Below are 17,573 nucleotides of genomic sequence, written 5' to 3'. Positions count from 1 at the left end.
GCCAGTGTCTTTCAACCTGTTATAACGTATAAATTTCACGCGCCCGATGCATCTGTCCTGATCCGCCATGCAAAAGCGTCACGGACTTGACGCAACCGTCACGGGAAACGACGATACGCGTCAATCATGGATCATGGCGCGTTTGGGCGAGCCTGTTCGGGCTCTGTGCGGGCGTTTTTCATGTTCCGGATACTTGGTGAGAGACGGTTGCAGGGAATGCGTGGAATTGCCCTCGCGTCGCCGGCCGGCTCCAGGGGTCCGCACGTTGATATCCTTCTCGCGCATACCATTCTTCAAGGACGCCGGGCTTGACCTTGCGCCCTTCGAGCCGCGTTGCCGCTGGCGCAAGTTTGACGTCGATGAAATCCTCGTCGATTTCGAGGACAGCTCGACCGACGTGTTTTTCGTTGTCGCCGGCGACGTGCGCATTCTCAACCGCACGCTGGCGGGCAAGGAAATCATTCTGGGCGAGATGCGCGGCGGCCAGTTTTTTGGCGAGCTGTCTGCCATCGACGGGGTCGGGCGCTCTGCGAACGTCACGGCGCTGACCCGTGGCGAAGCCTGCATCGTTCCGGCTCCGGTGTTTCGCGAGATGGTCTATGCGTCGCCGACGCTCTCCGAGCGGGTGATGCGCATGCTGGCCGGACGGGTGCGCGAACTCAACGCGCGGCTGATGGAGCAGTCGGTGCTGGACCTGCGCCACAGGCTCTATTCAGAGCTGCTGCGCCTGTCGACGCCGCGGCCAGGCCACGAGGGCGAGCGGGTGGTGACGCCGCCGCCCTATCATCACGTGCTCGCCGCCCGCATCGGCTGCCGGCGCGAACAGGTGACGCGCGAGTTCACCCACATGTCTCAGGAAGAGCTGATCGAACGCACGCGCGGTGCGCTGGTGCTGAAGAAGCCGCAGGTGCTTGAAGCGCGGGTCGTCCAGGCCCTGCGCGAGAGCGACTGACAGCGGCGGGCGGCAACGGTAGCGGTCAGCGCAAAAGCGCTTGCACCGAACCGGCGTTTTGCGCCAGCGCCCCGTTGGCGCCAGATCGCCTGCCATGGCTGGCGCGCTTTCTGGCCGGGCGGAAGAGCCTGATCGACCAGCGCGCGCTCTACTCAGGAAAGCCTGCAAACCTGAAAACCTGCAGCGGTTTTGCCGCCCGGATGGGGCGGAAGCCGCCACAGGCTTCACCTGGTCGAAAAGCTTGCCCGGGCAGACGAAGACGCCCTTACTGCACCCGCTTCCAGGTCTGGCTCTTGCAGATCAGCCCGCCCATGACGCAACCCTTCAGTTGCAGTTCCGAGGCGCTGGCTGGCTGCAACTTGCCGGTGTAGGTCTTGCCGTCCATTGGGTTGTATAGCTGGCCGGAATAGTTGCCGTCGCCGCCGCGTTTCATGCCAGAGATCATCTGAACGCCGGCGAGGCTGCGATCCCGCTTCGCCGGGTCCGGATTGTGGACGTCTTTCGCGCCGCTACGCGTCCAGACGATGGTTCCGCACCAGGCCCCACCGCACGGGCTGATCTTCACGCGTGAGTCGCCGGATCCGGTGAGCCAGACGCCGGCGATGTCAGGAGTCTGGCTGGCGGCGCCCGTGGCGGCCAGGGCGGCGAGTAGTCCAGCGCCGGCCATGACGCCGCGGATGGTGACTGAAAGCATGATTGTCTCCAGAGACAAGCTTTAATGCGCCGCCGGAGGCAGATACTCTCCGGCTCCACATCTTGCCTTCCAGCGATGATCGACGATGCGCCGCCTGTTACAAGCTGGCTTTAAGTCGAATACGCTGCGGCGAGCTGAGTAACTCTCAAGGCGTCCGTGACGCGGGGCCTGCGGAAAAAACGCCATGGGAATCAGTCGCCCAGGGTGGCTGCGCTGCTTGCCGCATCGGGGGCGCACGGCTATAAGGCGCTACTTTTTCTGTCTTTCCATCACTTCTGGACGAGTATTACGCATGGCTCTCGAGCGCACTTTCTCCATCATCAAGCCGGACGCGACCGCCCGTAACCTGACTGGCGCCGTCAACGCCGTCATCGAAAAGGCCGGCCTGCGCATCGTCGCCCAGAAGCGCATCCAGATGACCCGCGCCCAGGCTGAAGAGTTCTACGGCGTCCACCGTGAGCGCCCCTTCTTCGGCGAACTGGTTGATTTCATGATCTCCGCTCCGGTCGTCGTGCAGGTGCTGGAAGGTGAGAACGGCATCGCGCGTTATCGCGAAGTCATGGGCGCCACCAACCCCGAGAACGCCGCGGAAGGCACCATCCGCAAGCTGTATGCGAAGTCGGTGGGTGAGAATTCCGTGCATGGCTCCGATGCGCCGGACACCGCGAAGATTGAAATCGCCCAGTTCTTCGCCGGTAACGAGATCGTAGGCTAATCGGCCTACGCTTGACGCGTCGAAAGGGGCGGCTCATACCGCTTGTTGCAGTATTCGGCGCAGATTCAGAAAGACCACTCCGGTTTTTCTGGCGCTCTGCGTTTACGACGGGGCGGCGTCCAGGCGGCGCCTGCTCTGGGGGGCATGCGGTCCGGTGCAGATCGGAGCGGCGGCTCCAGCCTGTGACATCATGAACAGAGCCGCTCCCGTTTGGGGAGCAGGAGAGCAATCGTGCGCATCACGACCTTGTCGTTTATCGGGTTCCTCGTTGCTTCCGCCGCCGCGCATGCCGCCGGCAACCCCAGGGCGGTGAACCAGCTGCCGCCAAATGATCCCACTGCTGCGAAACTGACGCCGTATGAGATCACCTTGCGCGCCTTCGACGCCTGCCTCATCACCCAGTCGCGCCTGCTCGGCACGACCCGCGAGGCGGTGCACACGCCGTGCAGCTGCTACGCCCGGCGCACGATCGCCAATATGACCAAAGACGAGCTGAACGCCTTCCGCAAGACCGGCTATTTCAACGACAGCGCCCAGGCCAAGGGTCTTGAGGCGATCGACTACTGCAAGTTGAAGCGGCCGATCTGAGGCGCGGCCTCATGGCCGCCTGCATTCGCTGACAACCGGACCCGGGGCCCTGGCCACCGGGTTTTGTTTTGCCGACGTCATGGCCCCGGCGACGTCATCGCCCCGGCGAAGTCATGGCCCCGCCGACGCTGGCCTGCACCAGCGCAAATCCGCCTGCGCTGAACCGGGGGGCTCCGTCATCTGTTCCCTGACGCGGGTTCCAGACGCCAGGCATCCACTTTGCCGGGCGCATCGCTTCTGGCTGTCGTCACGCCAGGGCGCGGGGCTCATCGCGTTCAGGCGTTATTCCGCGAATGGCGAGGTCTCTGTGAAGCGGACGTTGCCGGCGGCGAGCCCGTCCAGCAGCACCTGCACGCCGCCCGAGCGCGCCAGCCATTCGAGGCGATGGTCGCGGAACTGTCGCTTCATCCGGCCATCGGCGAACGCCAGCCCCTTTTCCCGCAGGGCGATGCGAATCTTCTGCGCATATGGCGACAGCGGGTGTTGATACAGTTCCATGGATATTCCTGAAAACAGGGCGCGGCGCCCATGACAGGGATGGAACATAATATATGTTATGTTTCCATGCGCCGCCAAAACACGGTTGCGGCCAGGAGCGCCGCCGCCTTTCCGATCCAGGCGCAACGATCCATGGAAGCGCCATGACGCCGGAAACCATGCCGATTCTCCACCAGTATGAAGTTTCACCTTATTCGGAGAAGGTGCGCCTCGCCTTTGGCCTCAAGGGTCTGGCGTGGAGGGCCTGCAACCAGCCGGCGATCATGCCGAAACCGGAGCTGCTGGCGCTGACCGGCGCCTACAGGCGCATTCCGGTGCTGCAGATCGGCGCGGACATCTATTGTGACAGCGAACTCGTGCTCGATGAGATCGGGCGGCGTTTCGGCGGGCCTGACCTGTTCGCCGCCGGCGGGCGGCTCGCCAACCGCGCCATCCAGCAATGGGCGGACGGGCAGCTGTTTCCGACGGTGGTCGGCCTGCTGTTCGCTGGTGACTGGAATTATGACGCCGCCTTCGCCGCCGATCGCGCCGCCCTCAGCGGCCGGCCGTTCGATCCGGAAGCGTTTCGCGCTGCGGGGCCACGGCTGACCGGGCGGCTGCAGGAGTTGCTGGGGCTGGTCGAGGGGCAACTGGCTGACGGGCGGCGGTTCCTGTTCGGCGACGCCGCTGGCGCCGCCGATTTGCAAGTGGCGCACAACATCATCTTCATGCGCTGGGGCAAGGGCCGCACGGCGCAACTGCTCGAGGCATATCCGCGTCTCAATGCATGGGCGGACCGGATCGCCGCCATCGGCCATGGCGATCGCACCGACATTGACCGGCAAGAGGCGATCGCCATTGCAAGGGCCGCTCCGAAAGCCCCGGACGTGGGTCCAAAAGCGCGGTTCGTGACCAATGACGCCGACGCCACGCCAGTCGAAGGCAGGTTGTTGGGCCGGGAGGGCGGGCGCGTCTCGATCCGGATCGAGACGCGGGAGGCCGGCGCCCTGGCGGTTCATTTTCCTGAGGCGTCAGGAAAACTGCATCTGGACTGAATGCGCCCGACCTGGGAGACCATGCCAGGCTGGCAGTACGGCTGGTGATCCGGAGCTGGCGGCCGTCAGGGCGTGGGGTCGAACAGCGTCGCCCGCGCGGCGGCGGCCGCGTCGCGATAGGCCACGCGCCCGTTCTCCAGCCAGGCGGCCCCGCTGGCGATCAGTTCCAGCGCGCGCGGATACAACTGGTGTTCCTGGCGCAGCACGCGGGCGGCGAGGGCGTCCGGGTCGTCGCCGCTCACCACCGGCACAACCGCCTGGGCGATGATCGGCCCCACGTCCAGCACCGGCGTCACGAAATGCACCGTGCAGCCGTGCACGCGCACGCCGTCGTTCAGCGCCCGCTCATGGGTATGCAGCCCGGTGTAGGCCGGCAGCAGCGACGGATGAATGTTCAGCAGCCGGCCATCCCATGCGCCGACGAACACGGGCGTCAGCACGCGCATGAAACCGGCCAGGCAGACCAGGTCCACGCCGGCGTCGCGCATGCGGGCGTCGAGGGCCCGCTCGAAGCTCTCGCGATCCTTGCCGTAGGGGCGGTGGTCGACCACCGCCGTCGTGACGCCCTGGCGGGCCGCCGTGGCGAGGCCGCCGGCGTCGGCATTGTTCGACATCACAAGGGCGATTTCGGCCGGAAAGGCCGGATCGCTGGCGGCGGCCAGCAGCGCCTCCATGTTGGAGCCGCGACCGGACATCAGCACGCCGACGCGTTTGCGCGTCATCCTGGGGGCGCTCACCGGAACAGCCGGCCGCGCGTCGCGACCCGCTCGCCGTCGCCGCTCCACGCAACGAGTTCGCCAAGCACCACGGCGTTCTCGCCTTCGCCGAGCAGCGCCGTGCGCACGGCCTCCACCTTGTCCGCCGCGACCACGGCGACCATGCCAATGCCGCAGTTGAAGGTGCGCAGCATCTCGCTCTCGGCGATATTGCCAGCCTCCGCCATCCAGCGGAACACCGGATGGGGATCAATTGCGTCCAGGTTCAGCGCCACGCCGCAGCCTTCGGGCAGAACGCGCGGAATATTGTCCGGGAAGCCGCCGCCGGTGATGTGGGCCAGCGCCTTGATGGCGCCGGTCTTGCGGATGGCGGCGAGCAGCGGCTTCACATAAATGCGGGTCGGCGTCAGCAGCGCTGCGCCCAGAGACTTTTCCGGGGCGAACGGGGCGGGGGCCGACCAGTCGAGGCCCAGATTGGCCACCAGGCGACGCACCAGGGAGAAGCCGTTGGAATGGACGCCGGAGGAGGGCAGGCCCAGCAACACGTCGCCAGGGCGCACGTCGTCATGCGGCAGCAACTGGCCGCGCTCCGCGGCGCCAACAGCGAAGCCGGCAAGGTCGTAGTCGCCTTCCGCGTAGAGACCGGGCATCTCGGCCGTCTCGCCGCCGATCAGCGCGCAGCCGGCGTCGCGGCAACCCTGGGCGATGCCGCGTACGATCTCCACGGCCGCCGCCGGGTCGAGCTTGCCGGTGGCGTAGTAGTCGAGAAACAGCAGCGGCTCGGCGCCCTGGACCACCAGGTCGTTGACGCACATGGCGACCAGATCGACCCCGACGGTGTCGTGGATGCCGGTGTCGATGGCGATCTTCAGCTTGGTGCCGACGCCGTCGTTGGCGGCGACCAGGATAGGATCATTGAAACCGGCCGCCTTCAGGTCGAACAGGCCGCCGAAACCGCCGATCTCGGCGTCGGCTCCGGCGCGCCGGGTTGAGCGCACCAGGGGCTTGATTGCGTCGACCATGGCGTTGCCGGCGTCAATGTTGACCCCGGACTGGGCGTAGGTGAGGCCTTCTGCTTTCTGCTCAGTCATCTGTCTCGTGCGCTCCGGTGTTGGGGGGCAGGTACGACGACCGGCGCCAAGGCGCAAGGGTTGATGAAGGGATCATGCGTCGCCGCACTGGTTTTCTTGCGTAATTCTGCCTGTCGTTGCCTCGGGCTCCAGTCTGGTCCACGGATTTTTGCCTGGCTGTGTCCCGTTGGCCGCATTGTCCGCCCATGGTCGGCCCCGGTTCGAAATTCACGCGCCCGAACGCCATTCCAGGAAGTCATTCCGGAACGACGTTCAGTGGGACGCCCAGGTTCTCTTCGAGCATACGCCCTTCCCGGCGGCGCGGGGCGGACGATGTCCCCCGCACTGGCGGCTGACGGCGTTGCAGGCCGGTCGTCGCGTGCCCTACCATCGGGGCCGGAGGACGCATGACGATTCCAAATCTGATCACCATCGCCCGGTTGCTGATGGTGCCGCTGGTCGTCGTGATGATCGGCGCCGGGCACTGGGGCGCTGCTTTCGCCATTTTTCTGCTGGCCGGCGTCTCGGACGCGATCGACGGTTTTATCGCCCGACGCTGGGGCATGCAGTCGGAGCTGGGCGCCTATCTCGATCCGCTGGCGGACAAGGCGCTGCTGGTGTCCATCTATGTCGCCCTGGCCATTCATGGCGTGCTGCCAGGCTGGGTGGCGATCGTCGTGGTGTTTCGCGACATCATGATCGTCGCGGCGCTGCTGCTCTCCATGCTGCTGGACAAGCCCATGGAAGTGCGGCCCCTGATCGTCAGCAAACTCAATACCGGCGCGCAGATCGGCTTCGCGGCGCTGCTGCTGGGCTCCAATGCTTTCGGCGGCGCGCCGCCGCTGCTGGTGGAGATCGGCCTGCTGATCACCGTGGCCCTGACGCTCTGCTCGGCAGGCGCGTATCTTGTGCTATGGTTGCGTCACATGGCCGCCTGATCCGGCGTTGACCGGCCGCCAGCGGACGTATTCTGGAGCGTTATCCCGCCAGGCGACCGTCGCTTGCGCCAGGGCGCGCGTCAGATCAGGGCGATATGGCAAAGCTCCGGCGCCGCCGGGCTGTGCGAAGCGTTTGTCCGGGAGCGGTGATGCAGGTTAGTCGGGGCAGGTTCTGGATCGGCGTGCTTGTCGCCGCGGCGTTCTTTCTGTGGCTGTTCGGCGGGGCGATGTTCCCGTTCGTGGTCGGCATTGGCCTTGCTTATCTGCTGAATCCGTTCGCGGGGCGGTTGCAGCGTCTTGGCATGAGCCGCATCCTCGCCGCCTGTCTGATCCTGCTGCTGTTCGTGCTGCTGGTGGTGCTGGCGCTATGGATCGTCGTGCCGGTTCTGGCCCAGCAGGTCGCGGGCTTCCTCGACAACATGCCGCGCTATTTCGCCCGCCTGCACGACCTCGGCGACGCCTATGTGCGCCCGCTGTTCCAGCGCTTTGGCGGCGAGCAGGCCCTCAACGACGCCCAGACGTCCATGGGGCAGATTTTCTCCCAGGGCGCCTCCTGGGCGGGCGGCCTGCTGAAATCCGTCTGGAGCGGCAGCCAGTCCGTGCTCGGCGTCGTCGGCCTGGTGGTGATTGCGCCCGTGGTGGCGTTTTACATGCTGATCGACTGGGACCGCATGGTGGAGGCCGTCGATTCCTGGGTGCCGGTCGGCCAGCGCGAAACCGTGCGGGCCCTGGCGCGGGATATCGACCGGGCCATCGCCGGCTTTATGCGCGGCCAGAGCCTGGTGTGCCTGTTCCTCGGCGTGTTCTACGCCGTGGGGCTCAGCATTGTCGGTCTCAACTTCGGCGCGCTCATCGGCCTCGGCACCGGGTTCCTGACCTTTATTCCATATGTGGGCTCAACCATTGGGCTCGTCGTCTCGATGACCGTCGCCATCGTGCAGTTCTGGCCGGAATGGACCTGGATCATCGCGGTGCTGGCGATTTTCGTCGCCGGCCAGTTCATCGAAGGCAATATCGTTTCGCCCGTCCTGGTGGGCGACGCCGTTGGTCTGCATCCGGTCTGGCTGATGTTCGCGCTGGTGGCCTTTGGCTCGCTGTTCGGCTTTGTTGGCGTGCTGATCGCCGTGCCGGCCGGCGCCGCCATTGGCGTGCTGGCGCGCTTCGCCCTGCGCAAATATCTGGCCAGTTCCTATTACCAGGATGGGGACCGCTCGCCGGCGCCGCCGTCTCCGCGCGCCGTCACGCCGCCGCGCGGCGAAAGCTGACGCCCGCAACGGGCGCTCCGTTGTGGATCAGGCTGTTGAACGCGGCGGGAAAAGCCGCATTCCCGGCCGCCGGCGCTGGCCTGCCTGAGCGGCTTTCGCCATTGTGCGCCTGATCAGGGAGCTGGATCATCCTGATTTCCCGGCCCTACGCCCTGATATGGTCACGGGGATCAGGAAAAATCCGTCTGGTTTCAGTCTGTTGTCGGTGTGGGATGACGATCGCCCGCCAGAACATTTTCGAGAGAAGTGGCCGCCACTTTTCATGAAAAAATGTTTCAGATCAGATGAATAGGGCGCGTCCGGCGGGCCTGTTTCCAGCCGGCGCTCCCGGGCGCCTGCCGGCCCGGCTGAACCGTCGGGTCGATCGGAATGCGCCCGAAACCTGAAAGTCTGGAGCCGCTTCCGATCCATGTGGGTCAGAAAACGCTCCAGAACGGCATTCCATCAGGCTGAACTGGAATGTTGCTTTATCATTTTGAACCAAGCGCTTTTATGCGGTGCGGCGGTCGCTCGCCGAAAACGCCCCGCCACAGTGCGACAGGAAACGCGTGGTGTCTGAAGTCGCCGCCCAACTGACCTTTCCCTGGCCCATGCCGGACAGTTTCGCCGAAGAGGATTTTCTCGTTGGCGCAGCCAACCAGCAGGCATGGGACATGCTGGAGCGTTGGCCCGCATGGCCGGAGCCCGTATTGCGCCTGTCCGGTCCGGCTGGCGTCGGCAAAACGCATCTGGCGTCGATTTTTGCCCGGCGCGTCGGGGCTGTCTGGCTTCCGGACGCGACCATGCGCGTGCAAGATGGCGTCACGCCTGCTGTTCACGGCGATTTTGACAGTTGTCGCCCAATTGTCATCGATTCATGCGATGCGGCGCTGGTCGATGAGCACGCCCTGTTTCATCTTCTGAACCGGGTGCGGGCGGAAGGGGGGGCGGCCCTGCTGGTTTCCCGCGGCGCGCCGCAACATTGGGGCCTGAAAACGCCTGATCTGGTGTCGCGGCTGCGGCTGTGTCCGGTGGTCGGAGTCGATGCGCCGGATGACGCCCTGTTCAGGGCCATTCTGGTCAAGCTGTTTCACGACCGGCAACTGGCGATTGACGTCAGCGTGGTCGACTATCTGGCGCGACGGCTTGACCGTTCGGTGTTGCTGGCGCGGGATCTGGTGGCGCGCATCGACGCGCGGGCGCTCAGTCTGGGGCGACGCGTCACCCGCGCCCTTGCGGCGGACGTGTTGCGTGAGGCGAACCCGGACGCGGAAGATGGCGAGGATCCCCCGGCGATCTGAGCCCCTGTCGTCCGGCGCGAAACTGAAGACATTTGCCGGCCAGGCGTCTGGCCGGGCGACGGGCAGGAGAGCGGCAGTGGATACCGAAGAATCACGTGATCGCCCGGCTCAGGCTGACGGAATGCAGGCCGACCCCGTTGTGAACGGGGATGCGCCGGCGGAGCGGGACGGGGAGATCAGCGAGGCCACGCCAGGCGAAGCATCCGCTGACGCCCCGGCGGAGGACAATCCGCCTGCCGCCGCCGGAAAGGTCGCCGTCCGCCCGAAAGCCGTCTCACGCCGGACGACAGCTTCCGGCGGCGCCATGGGATCCAGGCCCGCCAGCCGGACCAGGAGCCCTGGTCGCGCCGCGAAGTCGCCGGAGGGCGCAAGGAAAGCCGCCGCCAGGAAGACGTCCTTGGCGGCCGCGCCGGACGCGACCGAAGCCGGAAACCTGGCCGCCGACAATGGCTCCGATCCGGGCGCCATCGCCGCCAGGCTTGCGACGTCCTACGCCGCCCTGTTTCACAACGACGCCGCCGACGAGGCGCGCCGCTCCGCCGCGCCGGATCCGCAGAACCTCGGCGTCGCCCGCAAAAGCGGCGACATCTCCGCCGCCGCCGCCGAGATCGAGACGCCGACCGACGGCGCCGCCCTGCGCACGACGCCGCAGCGCTTCATCAACCGCGAGATTTCCTGGCTGCAGTTCAACCGCCGGGTGTTCGAGGAGGCGTCCAACTCGGCGCATCCGCTGCTCGAACAGCTGCGTTTCCTGTCGATTTCCGCCAACAATCTCGATGAGTTCTTCATGGTCCGTGTCGCTGGCCTGCGCGGACAGGTGCGCACCGGCGTGATGAGCCTGTCGCAAGATGGCCTGACCCCGGCCGAGCAGCTTGCCGCCATCAGCCGCGAGGTGTCGCAACTGGCGGACGACCAGCAGCGCCGCTGGACCGAACTGCGCGACCAGTTGCTCGACAACGGCATCGTCACCGTCGAGGACAGCGACCTGACGCGCGCCGAGACCATGTGGCTGGAGGAGTATTTCCTCAACAACATCTTCCCGGTGTTGACGCCGCTGGCCGTCGATCCGGCGCACCCGTTCCCCTTCATTCCCAACCTTGGCTTCAGCATCGCCCTGTCGTTGTTCCGCCAGAGCGACAACCGCAAGCTGACTGCGCTGATCCGCATGCCGGGCAAGATCGACCGGTTCATCCGCCTGCCGGACTTCGCCGACACGGGGGCCGTGCGTTTCATTTCCCTGGAGCAGGCCATCGGACGGTTCACCGACCGGCTGTTCCCGGGTTACCAGGTCACCGGTCGCGGCGGCTTCCGCGTCATCCGCGACAGCGACCTCGAAATTGAGGAAGAGGCGGAAGACCTGGTGCGCCTGTTCGAAACGGCGCTGAAGCGCCGCCGGCGCGGCACGGTGATCCGCGTCGAGTTCGATGGAGACATGCCGGAGAACCTGCGCAACTTTGTCATGAAGGAGCTGGACGTCTCTGGCGACGAGGCGTTCCTCGTCGACGGCATGCCAGCGCTCAATGATCTGTCGCAGCTGGTGTCGATCGACCGGCCGGATCTGAAGTTCAAGCCGTTCAACGCCCGCTTTCCCGAGCGGGTGCGCGAGCACGGCGGTGATTGCTTCGCGGCGATCCGTGAAAAGGATCTGGTGATCCACCACCCTTATGAGAGCTTCGACGTGGTGGTGCAGTTCCTGCAGCAGGCGGCGCGCGATCCCAATGTCGTCGCCATCAAGCAGACCCTGTATCGCACCTCGTCGGACTCGCCGATCGTCAAGGCCCTGGCCGAAGCGGCGGAAGCCGGAAAATCGGTGACGGCGCTGGTGGAGCTGAAGGCCCGCTTCGATGAGGAGGCCAACATCCGCTGGGCCCGCGATCTGGAGCGCGCCGGCGCCCAGGTGGTGTTCGGCTTCATCGAGCTGAAAACCCACGCCAAGCTGTCGTCGGTGGTGCGGCGCGAGAGCGGTCAGCTGGTCACCTATTGCCACGTCGGCACCGGCAACTATCACCCGATCACCGCGCGCATCTACACCGACCTGTCGTACTTCACCGCCGACCCGGTGATCGCCCACGACGTCGCCTGCATCTTCAATTTCATCACCGGCTACGCCGAGCCGGACGAGCTGGAGCGCATGGCGGTGTCGCCGGTGACGCTGAAGCCGCGCATCCTCGGCCATATCGCGGAGGAGATGGCCCACGCCCGCGCCGGGCGGCCCGCCGCCATCTGGCTGAAGTGCAATTCGCTGGTCGATCCACAGATTATTGATGCGCTTTACGACGCCAGCCAGGCTGGCGTCGAGATCGATTGCGTCATTCGCGGCATTTGCGCCCTGCGCCCGGGTATTCCGGGTTTGTCGGAGAATATCCGCGTCAAATCCATTGTCGGCCGCTTCCTCGAGCACAGCCGCATCTATGCGTTTGGCAACGGCGAGGGACTTCCGAACCGGAACGCTCACGTCTATATTTCGTCCGCCGACCTGATGCAGCGCAATCTGGACCGGCGCGTGGAAGCGTTGTGTCCGATCACGACGCCGACAGTGCATCAGCAGGTTCTGGACCAGATCATGCTGGCCAACCTGCTGGACAATGAGCAAAGCTGGCGCATCCTTCCCGATGGTTCCGCCACGCGTATCCAACGCATGCAGGGCGAGGAGCCGTTCAACGCTCATCGTTACTTCATGACCAATCCGAGTTTGTCCGGACGTGGAAAATCCCTCAAGGATTCAAGCCCTAAAACCCTTCGCAAGCGTTCTGCAAGGCGCTGATATGGGTGGGGGCGGGCGCCTTCCCGCGCTAAGCCCGGTCGCCATCATTGACATTGGTTCGAACTCGGTGCGGCTTGTCGCTTATGAGGGCCGAACCCGTTCGCCGGCGATGCTGTTCAACGAGAAGGCCCTGTGTGGCCTTGGGCGCGGCGTCGCCAGCACCGGCAAGATGGACAAGACCGCCGTCGCCAGCGCGCTGGCGGCCTTGCAGCGGTTTCGCGGTCTCTGCGACGTGATGCAGATCGAGGACATTCACGTTCTCGCCACCGCGGCGGTGCGCGACGCCTCCAACGGCGAACGGTTCATCCAGAAAGCCGAGGAAATCCTGCGCCGGCCTGTGTCGCTGCTGGCCGGAACGCGCGAGGCAGAGCTGTCGGCCCTCGGCGTCGCCTCGGGGTTCTGGAAGCCGGACGGCGTCGTCGGCGACATGGGCGGCGGCAGCCTGGAGTTGGTGGAGATCGTCAATGGCGCGTTGCGGCCAGGCCTCAGCCTGCGCCTCGGCGGCCTGGCGTTGCAGGATGCCTCCGGCGCCTCGCTCAAGAAGGCCGGCGCCCTGGTGCGCGCCGCCCTCGCCAACGCACCGCAGATTGGCGCCCTGAAAGGCCGGGCGTTTTATGCCGTGGGCGGCACCTGGCGCGCCCTGGCGCGTTTGCACATGGAACAGATCGGCTATCCGCTCCATGTGATGCACGCCTATGAGATTAATCCCGGCGAGGCCATTGCCTTCGCCCGCATGGTGCAGCGCCTTGACGTGGGCGCCCTGGAGGCCATCGGCTCCATCTCGTCGGCGCGCCGGCCGCTGCTGGCCTATGGCGCGTTGCTGCTGGAGCAGATTATCCGGCGCGGCCACCCGTCCTCCGTGATGATCTCGCCCTATGGCGTCCGGGAAGGGCTGCTGTTCGAGGCGCTTGCTCCGGAGTTGCAGGCGCGGGATCCGCTGCTCGCCATGGCTTCGGAAATGAACTGGCTGCGCTCGCGTTCGCCACGTCACTGCGAGGAACTGGTGGACTGGGTCGGCGGCCTGTTCGCATCGCTGCACCTGAGCGAGACGCCGGCGGAAGCACGGGTGCGCGCGGCCGCTTGCCTGGTTTCGGATGTCTGCTGGCGCGCCCACCCTGACTATCGCGGCGAGCAGGCGCTGATCCTGCTGTCGCAGGCGACGTTCGCCGGCGTGACCCATCCGGAACGGGGTTTCATGGCCCTGTCCAACTATATCCGCCATGAGGGCCTGTCGATCGAAAGCAACGTCGCGCGCATCCGTGAGCTGATGCCGATGCACATGGTCGAGCGGGCGCGCATTCTCGGCGCCGCCATGCGCGTCGCCTACATTCTTTCCGCAGCCATGGCCGGGGTGCTGCCCCGCTGTCCGCTGACGGTGAAAAAGGGCGTGCTGACCCTGTCCATCCCGGTGGAACTGGAGAACCTGCGCTCGGATCGCATCGCCAACCGACTGCGCCAGCTCGGGCGGACGGTCGGCATGCAGGTTCAGATCTGCGTGGGATGACAGGGCGCCGCAGGCGGTTGGCGGGCGGCTGAAGAGGCGCGGCGCAACGGTTGGGCGATCAACCGCGCCGGCCATCGCCTCGTGAGGTCGCAACTGTTTTGCGGCTGTGACCGGAAGAGCATTTGGCAAAACGGCCTGACGGGTCCAGCGCGGCGAGACATGGCTGCCTGCAACAAGACATGGCTGCCTGCAACAACGCGCCGGCATGACGCGCTGGGGCGGGTCATGGGGCTGGCGCCAGCCTGCCCGTGCGGGCGACGGGCGCCGCAGGGGCAACCCTGTGTTCAGCCGGCCTTCTTCTCCGGCAGGTCCACGAACGACACCTTGCCCTTGTCCACCACCACGCCGATGCGGCCGTGCTTCAGCGCCAGGGCGCGCTCGCCGAAAATCGTCCGGCGCCAGCCTTTGAGCGCCTGGGCGTCGGCGTTGTCGTCGGCTGCGATGGCCTCCAGGTCGTCGGTGGTGGCGATCAGCTTCGGCGCCACCTTTTCATTCTCCGACACGGCCTTCAGCAGCACCTTCAGCAGGTCCATCAGCGCGCCGTTGGAGGAGCGGCCGCGCTCTTTCGACGGCAGGGTGATGGAGCGCGGGTCCTTGTCGAGCGCGCCCTTGATGACGGCGATGATCTCGCCGCCGGCGCGCGACCGCTCGAAGCCGTTGGGCGTGGAGCGCAACTGTCCCAGCGCTTCCGCCGTGCGCGGCGCGTTGACGGCGATGTCAATCAGCGCGTCGTCCTTGAGGATGCGCGAGCGCGGCACATCGCGGGAGCGGGCCTCGCGTTCGCGCCAGGCGGCGAGGTCGCGCAGGACAAGGGCGTCGCGCGTCTTGCGCAGCCGGCCGCCCAGCTTCAGCCATGCGTCGTCGGGATTGGCGTCATAGGTCGCCGGCGAGGTCAGCACCGCCATCTCGTCCGCCAGCCAGTCTTCACGCCCGGAGTCTGCGAGCTGGGCGCGCAGCGCTTCATAAACCGAGCGCAAATGGGTGACGTCGCCGAGGGCGTAGTTCACCTGCTGCTCGCTGAGGGGGCGGCGCGACCAGTCGGTGAAACGCGAGGTCTTGTCGATTCGCGCCCGCGCCAGATCACTGACCAGCTGCTCGTAGGAAACAGAATCGCCATAGCCGCAGACCATGGCGGCGACCTGGCTGTCGAACAGCGGCGTCGGGATCACATGGCCCATGAACCAGATGATCTCCACGTCCTGCCGGGCGGAGTGAAACACCTTCACCACGGCGGGGTTGGTCATCAGTTCAAAAAACGGGGCCAGATCGAGGCCTGGCGCCAGCGGATCCACGAGAATCGCCTCCTCGGGCGACGCCATCTGGATCAGGCACAGCTTCGAGTAATACGTCGTCTCGCGCAGAAACTCTGTATCGACCGTCACGTATGGATGGGCGGCGAGGCGGGCGCAGGCCGCCGCAAGTTCGGCGGATGAAGTAACTGGCAGCATAACCGGGCTATAGACCACGCTGGGAGGAATGTCCCGACTGTTTAGCTTTTTTGACGCGCCGGCGCCATAATTTCTCCGCAAGGAGCTGTCTGCGCGTCCTGCACGGCGTTCGCCATTGACAATGGGGGCGCCGTATGGGTTTTGTCGCGCTCCAATACGCCGCCGGCGTTGGCAAATTTCCCGGCGTTCCCGTTTTTTTCAAGGATCTGGCGCAAGACAATGCATCGTTACCGCTCCCATACGTGTGGCGCCCTGCGCGCGTCGGATATCGGCAGCCAGGCGCGGCTTTCCGGATGGTGTCACCGTATCCGTGATCACGGCGGCGTGCTGTTTATCGATCTGCGCGATCACTATGGCGTCGTCCAGTGCGTGGTCGATCCCGATTCGCCGGTGTTCAGCCTGATGGAGCAGGTGCGGTCCGAGTGGGTGGTGCGCGTCGACGGCAAGGTCCGCGCCCGTCCCGAGGGCACCGTCAACGCGGAGCTGCCGACCGGCGAGGTCGAACTCTACGTCACCGACGCGGAAGTGCTGGGCGCCGCCTCCGAGCTGCCGCTGCCGGTGTTTGGCGACCAGGAGTATCCGGAAGAGATCCGTCTGAAGTACCGCTTCCTCGATCTGCGCCGCGAGAAGCTGCACGCCAACATCATGAAGCGCGGCCGCATCATCACCAGCATGCGCAACCGCATGCAGGACCAGGGCTTCTTCGAATTCCAGACGCCGATCCTGACGGCGTCGTCGCCGGAAGGCGCCCGCGACTTCCTGGTGCCGAGCCGCATTCACCCCGGCAAGTTCTACGCCCTGCCGCAGGCGCCGCAGCAGTACAAGCAGCTCATCATGATGAGCGGCTTCGACCGCTACTTCCAGATCGCGCCGTGCTTCCGTGATGAGGATCCGCGCGCCGACCGCCTGCCGGGCGAGTTCTACCAGCTCGATCTCGAAATGAGCTTCGTCGAGCAGGAAGACATTTTCGCCGCTGTTGAGCCGGTGATCACCGGCGTGTTCGAGGAATTCGCCGACGGCAAGCCGGTGACGAAGAACTGGCCGCGCATTCCCTACGCCGAGGCGCTGCGCAAATACGGCACCGACAAGCCGGATCTGCGCAACCCGCTGATCATGCAGAACGTCTCGGAGCACTTCCGCGGCTCCAACTTCAAGGTGTTCGCGCGCATGCTCGAAAGCGCCGGCAATGAAGTGTGGGCCATTCCGGGCCCCGGCGGCGGCAGCCGCTCGTTCTGCGACCGCATGAACTCGTGGGCCCAGGGCGAAGGCCAGCCTGGCCTTGGCTACATCATGTGGGGCGCCGCCGAGGGCGAGGGCGAGGGCGCGACGGGCGCGGTTGGCCGTGGTCCGATCGCCAACAACATCGGCCCGGAGCGCGTCGAAGCCATCCGCGCCGCCCTTGGTCTGAAAGAGGGCGACGCCGCTTTCTTTGTCGCCGGCGATCCGCAGAAATTCTACAAATTCGCTGGCATGGCCCGCACCAAGGTGGGCGAGGACCTGAAGCTGGTCGATCACGACCGTTACGAGCTGGCCTGGATCGTCGATTTCCCGTTCTACGAGTGGAACGAGGACGAGAAGAAGATCGACTTCTCGCACAATCCGTTCTCGATGCCGCAAGGCGGTCTGGACGCCCTGAACACCCAGGATCCGCTGACCATCAACGCCTTCCAGTACGACATCGCCTGCAATGGCTATGAGATCGCGTCGGGCGGCATCCGCAACCACCGCCCCGAGGCGATGGTGAAGGCGTTCGAACTGGCGGGTTATGACGAGGCGACCGTGGTCGAGCGCTTCGGCGGCATGTACCGGGCGTTCCAGTACGGCGCGCCGCCGCATGGCGGCATGGCCGCTGGCGTCGACCGCATCGTCATGCTGCTCTGCGGCGTCAACAACCTGCGCGAGATCTCGCTGTTCCCCATGAACCAGCGGGCGGAAGATCTGCTGATGGGCTCGCCCGCCGAAGTGGGGCCGAAGCAACTGCGCGAACTGCACATCCGGCTCAATCTGCCTGAGGCGTGAGAACGGTGGTTGCCGGTCTGGTTGTCCAGATCACGGTCATGCCCTCGCGAGGGTCGTAATGTGAAAGGGGCGTCCGCCGTCGCTGGCG

15 protein-coding genes are annotated in these 17,573 nt (G+C 65.7%); 10 read left to right on the top strand and 5 right to left on the bottom strand.

From position 1 onward, the window contains the following. The first annotated feature begins 226 nt into the window (after nt 1-226). Nucleotides 227-952 carry a Crp/Fnr family transcriptional regulator gene (locus IE243_RS05100; RefSeq protein ID WP_373301569.1) on the top strand — a complete coding sequence of 242 codons (726 nt, stop codon included), beginning with the start codon at nt 227-229 and terminating at the stop codon, nt 950-952. Nucleotides 953-1,217: 265 nt separating this feature from the next. On the opposite strand, the gene IE243_RS05095 is transcribed toward IE243_RS05100, so the two are convergent. Continuing rightward, nucleotides 1,218-1,646, bottom strand: coding sequence for a DUF2147 domain-containing protein (locus IE243_RS05095; protein WP_191318257.1), 429 nt, complete (start codon nt 1,644-1,646; stop codon nt 1,218-1,220). Between the two features lie 292 nt (nt 1,647-1,938). On the opposite strand from IE243_RS05095, the gene ndk reads away from it, so the two are divergent. Together ndk and IE243_RS05085 are read left to right on the top strand one after the other, a co-directional pair. Then, entirely contained in the window at nt 1,939-2,361 is a 423-nt protein-coding gene (ndk, locus tag IE243_RS05090; RefSeq protein WP_191318256.1) for a nucleoside-diphosphate kinase, read from the top strand. A gap of 231 nt (nt 2,362-2,592) precedes the next feature. Further along, on the top strand, nt 2,593-2,949 hold the full coding sequence (locus IE243_RS05085; RefSeq protein WP_191318255.1) for a hypothetical protein: 357 nt from the start codon (nt 2,593-2,595) through the stop codon (nt 2,947-2,949). A 282-nt stretch (nt 2,950-3,231) separates the two neighbouring features. Here the strand turns inward: IE243_RS05085 and IE243_RS05080 are convergent, their stop codons facing one another. After that, on the bottom strand, nt 3,232-3,447 hold the full coding sequence (locus IE243_RS05080; protein WP_191318254.1) for a glutathione S-transferase N-terminal domain-containing protein: 216 nt from the start codon (nt 3,445-3,447) through the stop codon (nt 3,232-3,234). 143 nt (nt 3,448-3,590) lie between these two features. Between IE243_RS05080 and IE243_RS05075 the strand changes: the two genes are divergently transcribed. Continuing rightward, nucleotides 3,591-4,481, top strand: a complete 891-nt coding sequence (locus IE243_RS05075) for a glutathione S-transferase family protein (RefSeq protein WP_191318253.1) — start codon at nt 3,591-3,593, stop codon at nt 4,479-4,481. Between the two features lie 65 nt (nt 4,482-4,546). On the opposite strand, the gene purN is transcribed toward IE243_RS05075, so the two are convergent. Continuing rightward, a complete protein-coding gene (gene purN, locus IE243_RS05070) occupies nt 4,547-5,203 on the bottom strand; it encodes a phosphoribosylglycinamide formyltransferase (RefSeq protein ID WP_191318252.1) in 657 nt (218 codons plus the stop codon). 11 nt (nt 5,204-5,214) lie between these two features. After that, nucleotides 5,215-6,288: a phosphoribosylformylglycinamidine cyclo-ligase gene (gene purM / locus IE243_RS05065; protein WP_191318251.1), complete on the bottom strand. Its 1,074-nt coding sequence runs from the start codon at nt 6,286-6,288 to the stop codon at nt 5,215-5,217. A 386-nt stretch (nt 6,289-6,674) separates the two neighbouring features. Between purM and IE243_RS05060 the strand changes: the two genes are divergently transcribed. The 5 genes from IE243_RS05060 (at nt 6,675) to IE243_RS05040 (ending at nt 14,018) form a co-directional block, all read left to right on the top strand. Then, nucleotides 6,675-7,205 carry a CDP-alcohol phosphatidyltransferase family protein gene (locus IE243_RS05060; protein WP_191318250.1) on the top strand — a complete coding sequence of 177 codons (531 nt, stop codon included), beginning with the start codon at nt 6,675-6,677 and terminating at the stop codon, nt 7,203-7,205. Nucleotides 7,206-7,354: 149 nt separating this feature from the next. Next, nucleotides 7,355-8,470, top strand: coding sequence for an AI-2E family transporter (locus IE243_RS05055; RefSeq protein ID WP_191318249.1), 1,116 nt, complete (start codon nt 7,355-7,357; stop codon nt 8,468-8,470). A 551-nt stretch (nt 8,471-9,021) separates the two neighbouring features. Then, the gene (locus IE243_RS05050) at nt 9,022-9,750 is read left to right on the top strand and encodes a P-loop NTPase family protein (RefSeq protein ID WP_244642757.1); all 729 of its coding nucleotides are present in this window, start codon (nt 9,022-9,024) and stop codon (nt 9,748-9,750) included. A gap of 121 nt (nt 9,751-9,871) precedes the next feature. Further along, complete coding sequence (locus IE243_RS05045; RefSeq protein ID WP_373301568.1) at nt 9,872-12,514, top strand: RNA degradosome polyphosphate kinase; 2,643 nt, start codon at nt 9,872-9,874, stop codon at nt 12,512-12,514. A gap of 1 nt (nt 12,515) precedes the next feature. Further along, a complete protein-coding gene (locus IE243_RS05040; protein ID WP_191318248.1) occupies nt 12,516-14,018 on the top strand; it encodes a Ppx/GppA family phosphatase in 1,503 nt (500 codons plus the stop codon). A gap of 284 nt (nt 14,019-14,302) precedes the next feature. On the opposite strand, the gene rnd is transcribed toward IE243_RS05040, so the two are convergent. Further along, entirely contained in the window at nt 14,303-15,466 is a 1,164-nt protein-coding gene (rnd, locus tag IE243_RS05035) for a ribonuclease D (RefSeq protein ID WP_191318323.1), read from the bottom strand. Nucleotides 15,467-15,685: 219 nt separating this feature from the next. Between rnd and aspS the strand changes: the two genes are divergently transcribed. Next, on the top strand, nt 15,686-17,485 hold the full coding sequence (gene aspS, locus IE243_RS05030; protein WP_191318247.1) for an aspartate--tRNA ligase: 1,800 nt from the start codon (nt 15,686-15,688) through the stop codon (nt 17,483-17,485). Nucleotides 17,486-17,573 lie beyond the last annotated feature (88 nt).

Source organism: Camelimonas fluminis, assembly GCF_014656355.1.
GTDB classification, from domain to species: domain Bacteria; phylum Pseudomonadota; class Alphaproteobacteria; order Rhizobiales; family Beijerinckiaceae; genus Camelimonas; species Camelimonas fluminis.
The sequence above is the reverse complement of the archived record's forward strand: the minus strand, read 5'-3'. Positions and strand labels throughout refer to the sequence as shown.

Bases quoted from the DNA above. Each gene is read 5' to 3' on its own strand.
- IE243_RS05095 (WP_191318257.1), bottom strand. From the start codon at position 1,646: ATGCTTTCAGTCACCATCCGCGGCGTCATGGCCGGCGCTGGACTACTC.
- ndk (WP_191318256.1), top strand. From the start codon at position 1,939: ATGGCTCTCGAGCGCACTTTCTCCATCATCAAGCCGGACGCGACCGCC.
- IE243_RS05080 (WP_191318254.1), bottom strand. From the start codon at position 3,447: ATGGAACTGTATCAACACCCGCTGTCGCCATATGCGCAGAAGATTCGC.
- IE243_RS05075 (WP_191318253.1), top strand. From the start codon at position 3,591: ATGACGCCGGAAACCATGCCGATTCTCCACCAGTATGAAGTTTCACCT.
- purN (WP_191318252.1), bottom strand. From the start codon at position 5,203: ATGACGCGCAAACGCGTCGGCGTGCTGATGTCCGGTCGCGGCTCCAAC.
- purM (WP_191318251.1), bottom strand. From the start codon at position 6,288: ATGACTGAGCAGAAAGCAGAAGGCCTCACCTACGCCCAGTCCGGGGTC.
- IE243_RS05060 (WP_191318250.1), top strand. From the start codon at position 6,675: ATGACGATTCCAAATCTGATCACCATCGCCCGGTTGCTGATGGTGCCG.
- IE243_RS05055 (WP_191318249.1), top strand. From the start codon at position 7,355: ATGCAGGTTAGTCGGGGCAGGTTCTGGATCGGCGTGCTTGTCGCCGCG.
- IE243_RS05045 (WP_373301568.1), top strand. From the start codon at position 9,872: ATGCAGGCCGACCCCGTTGTGAACGGGGATGCGCCGGCGGAGCGGGAC.
- IE243_RS05040 (WP_191318248.1), top strand. From the start codon at position 12,516: ATGGGTGGGGGCGGGCGCCTTCCCGCGCTAAGCCCGGTCGCCATCATT.
- rnd (WP_191318323.1), bottom strand. From the start codon at position 15,466: ATGCTGCCAGTTACTTCATCCGCCGAACTTGCGGCGGCCTGCGCCCGC.
- aspS (WP_191318247.1), top strand. From the start codon at position 15,686: ATGCATCGTTACCGCTCCCATACGTGTGGCGCCCTGCGCGCGTCGGAT.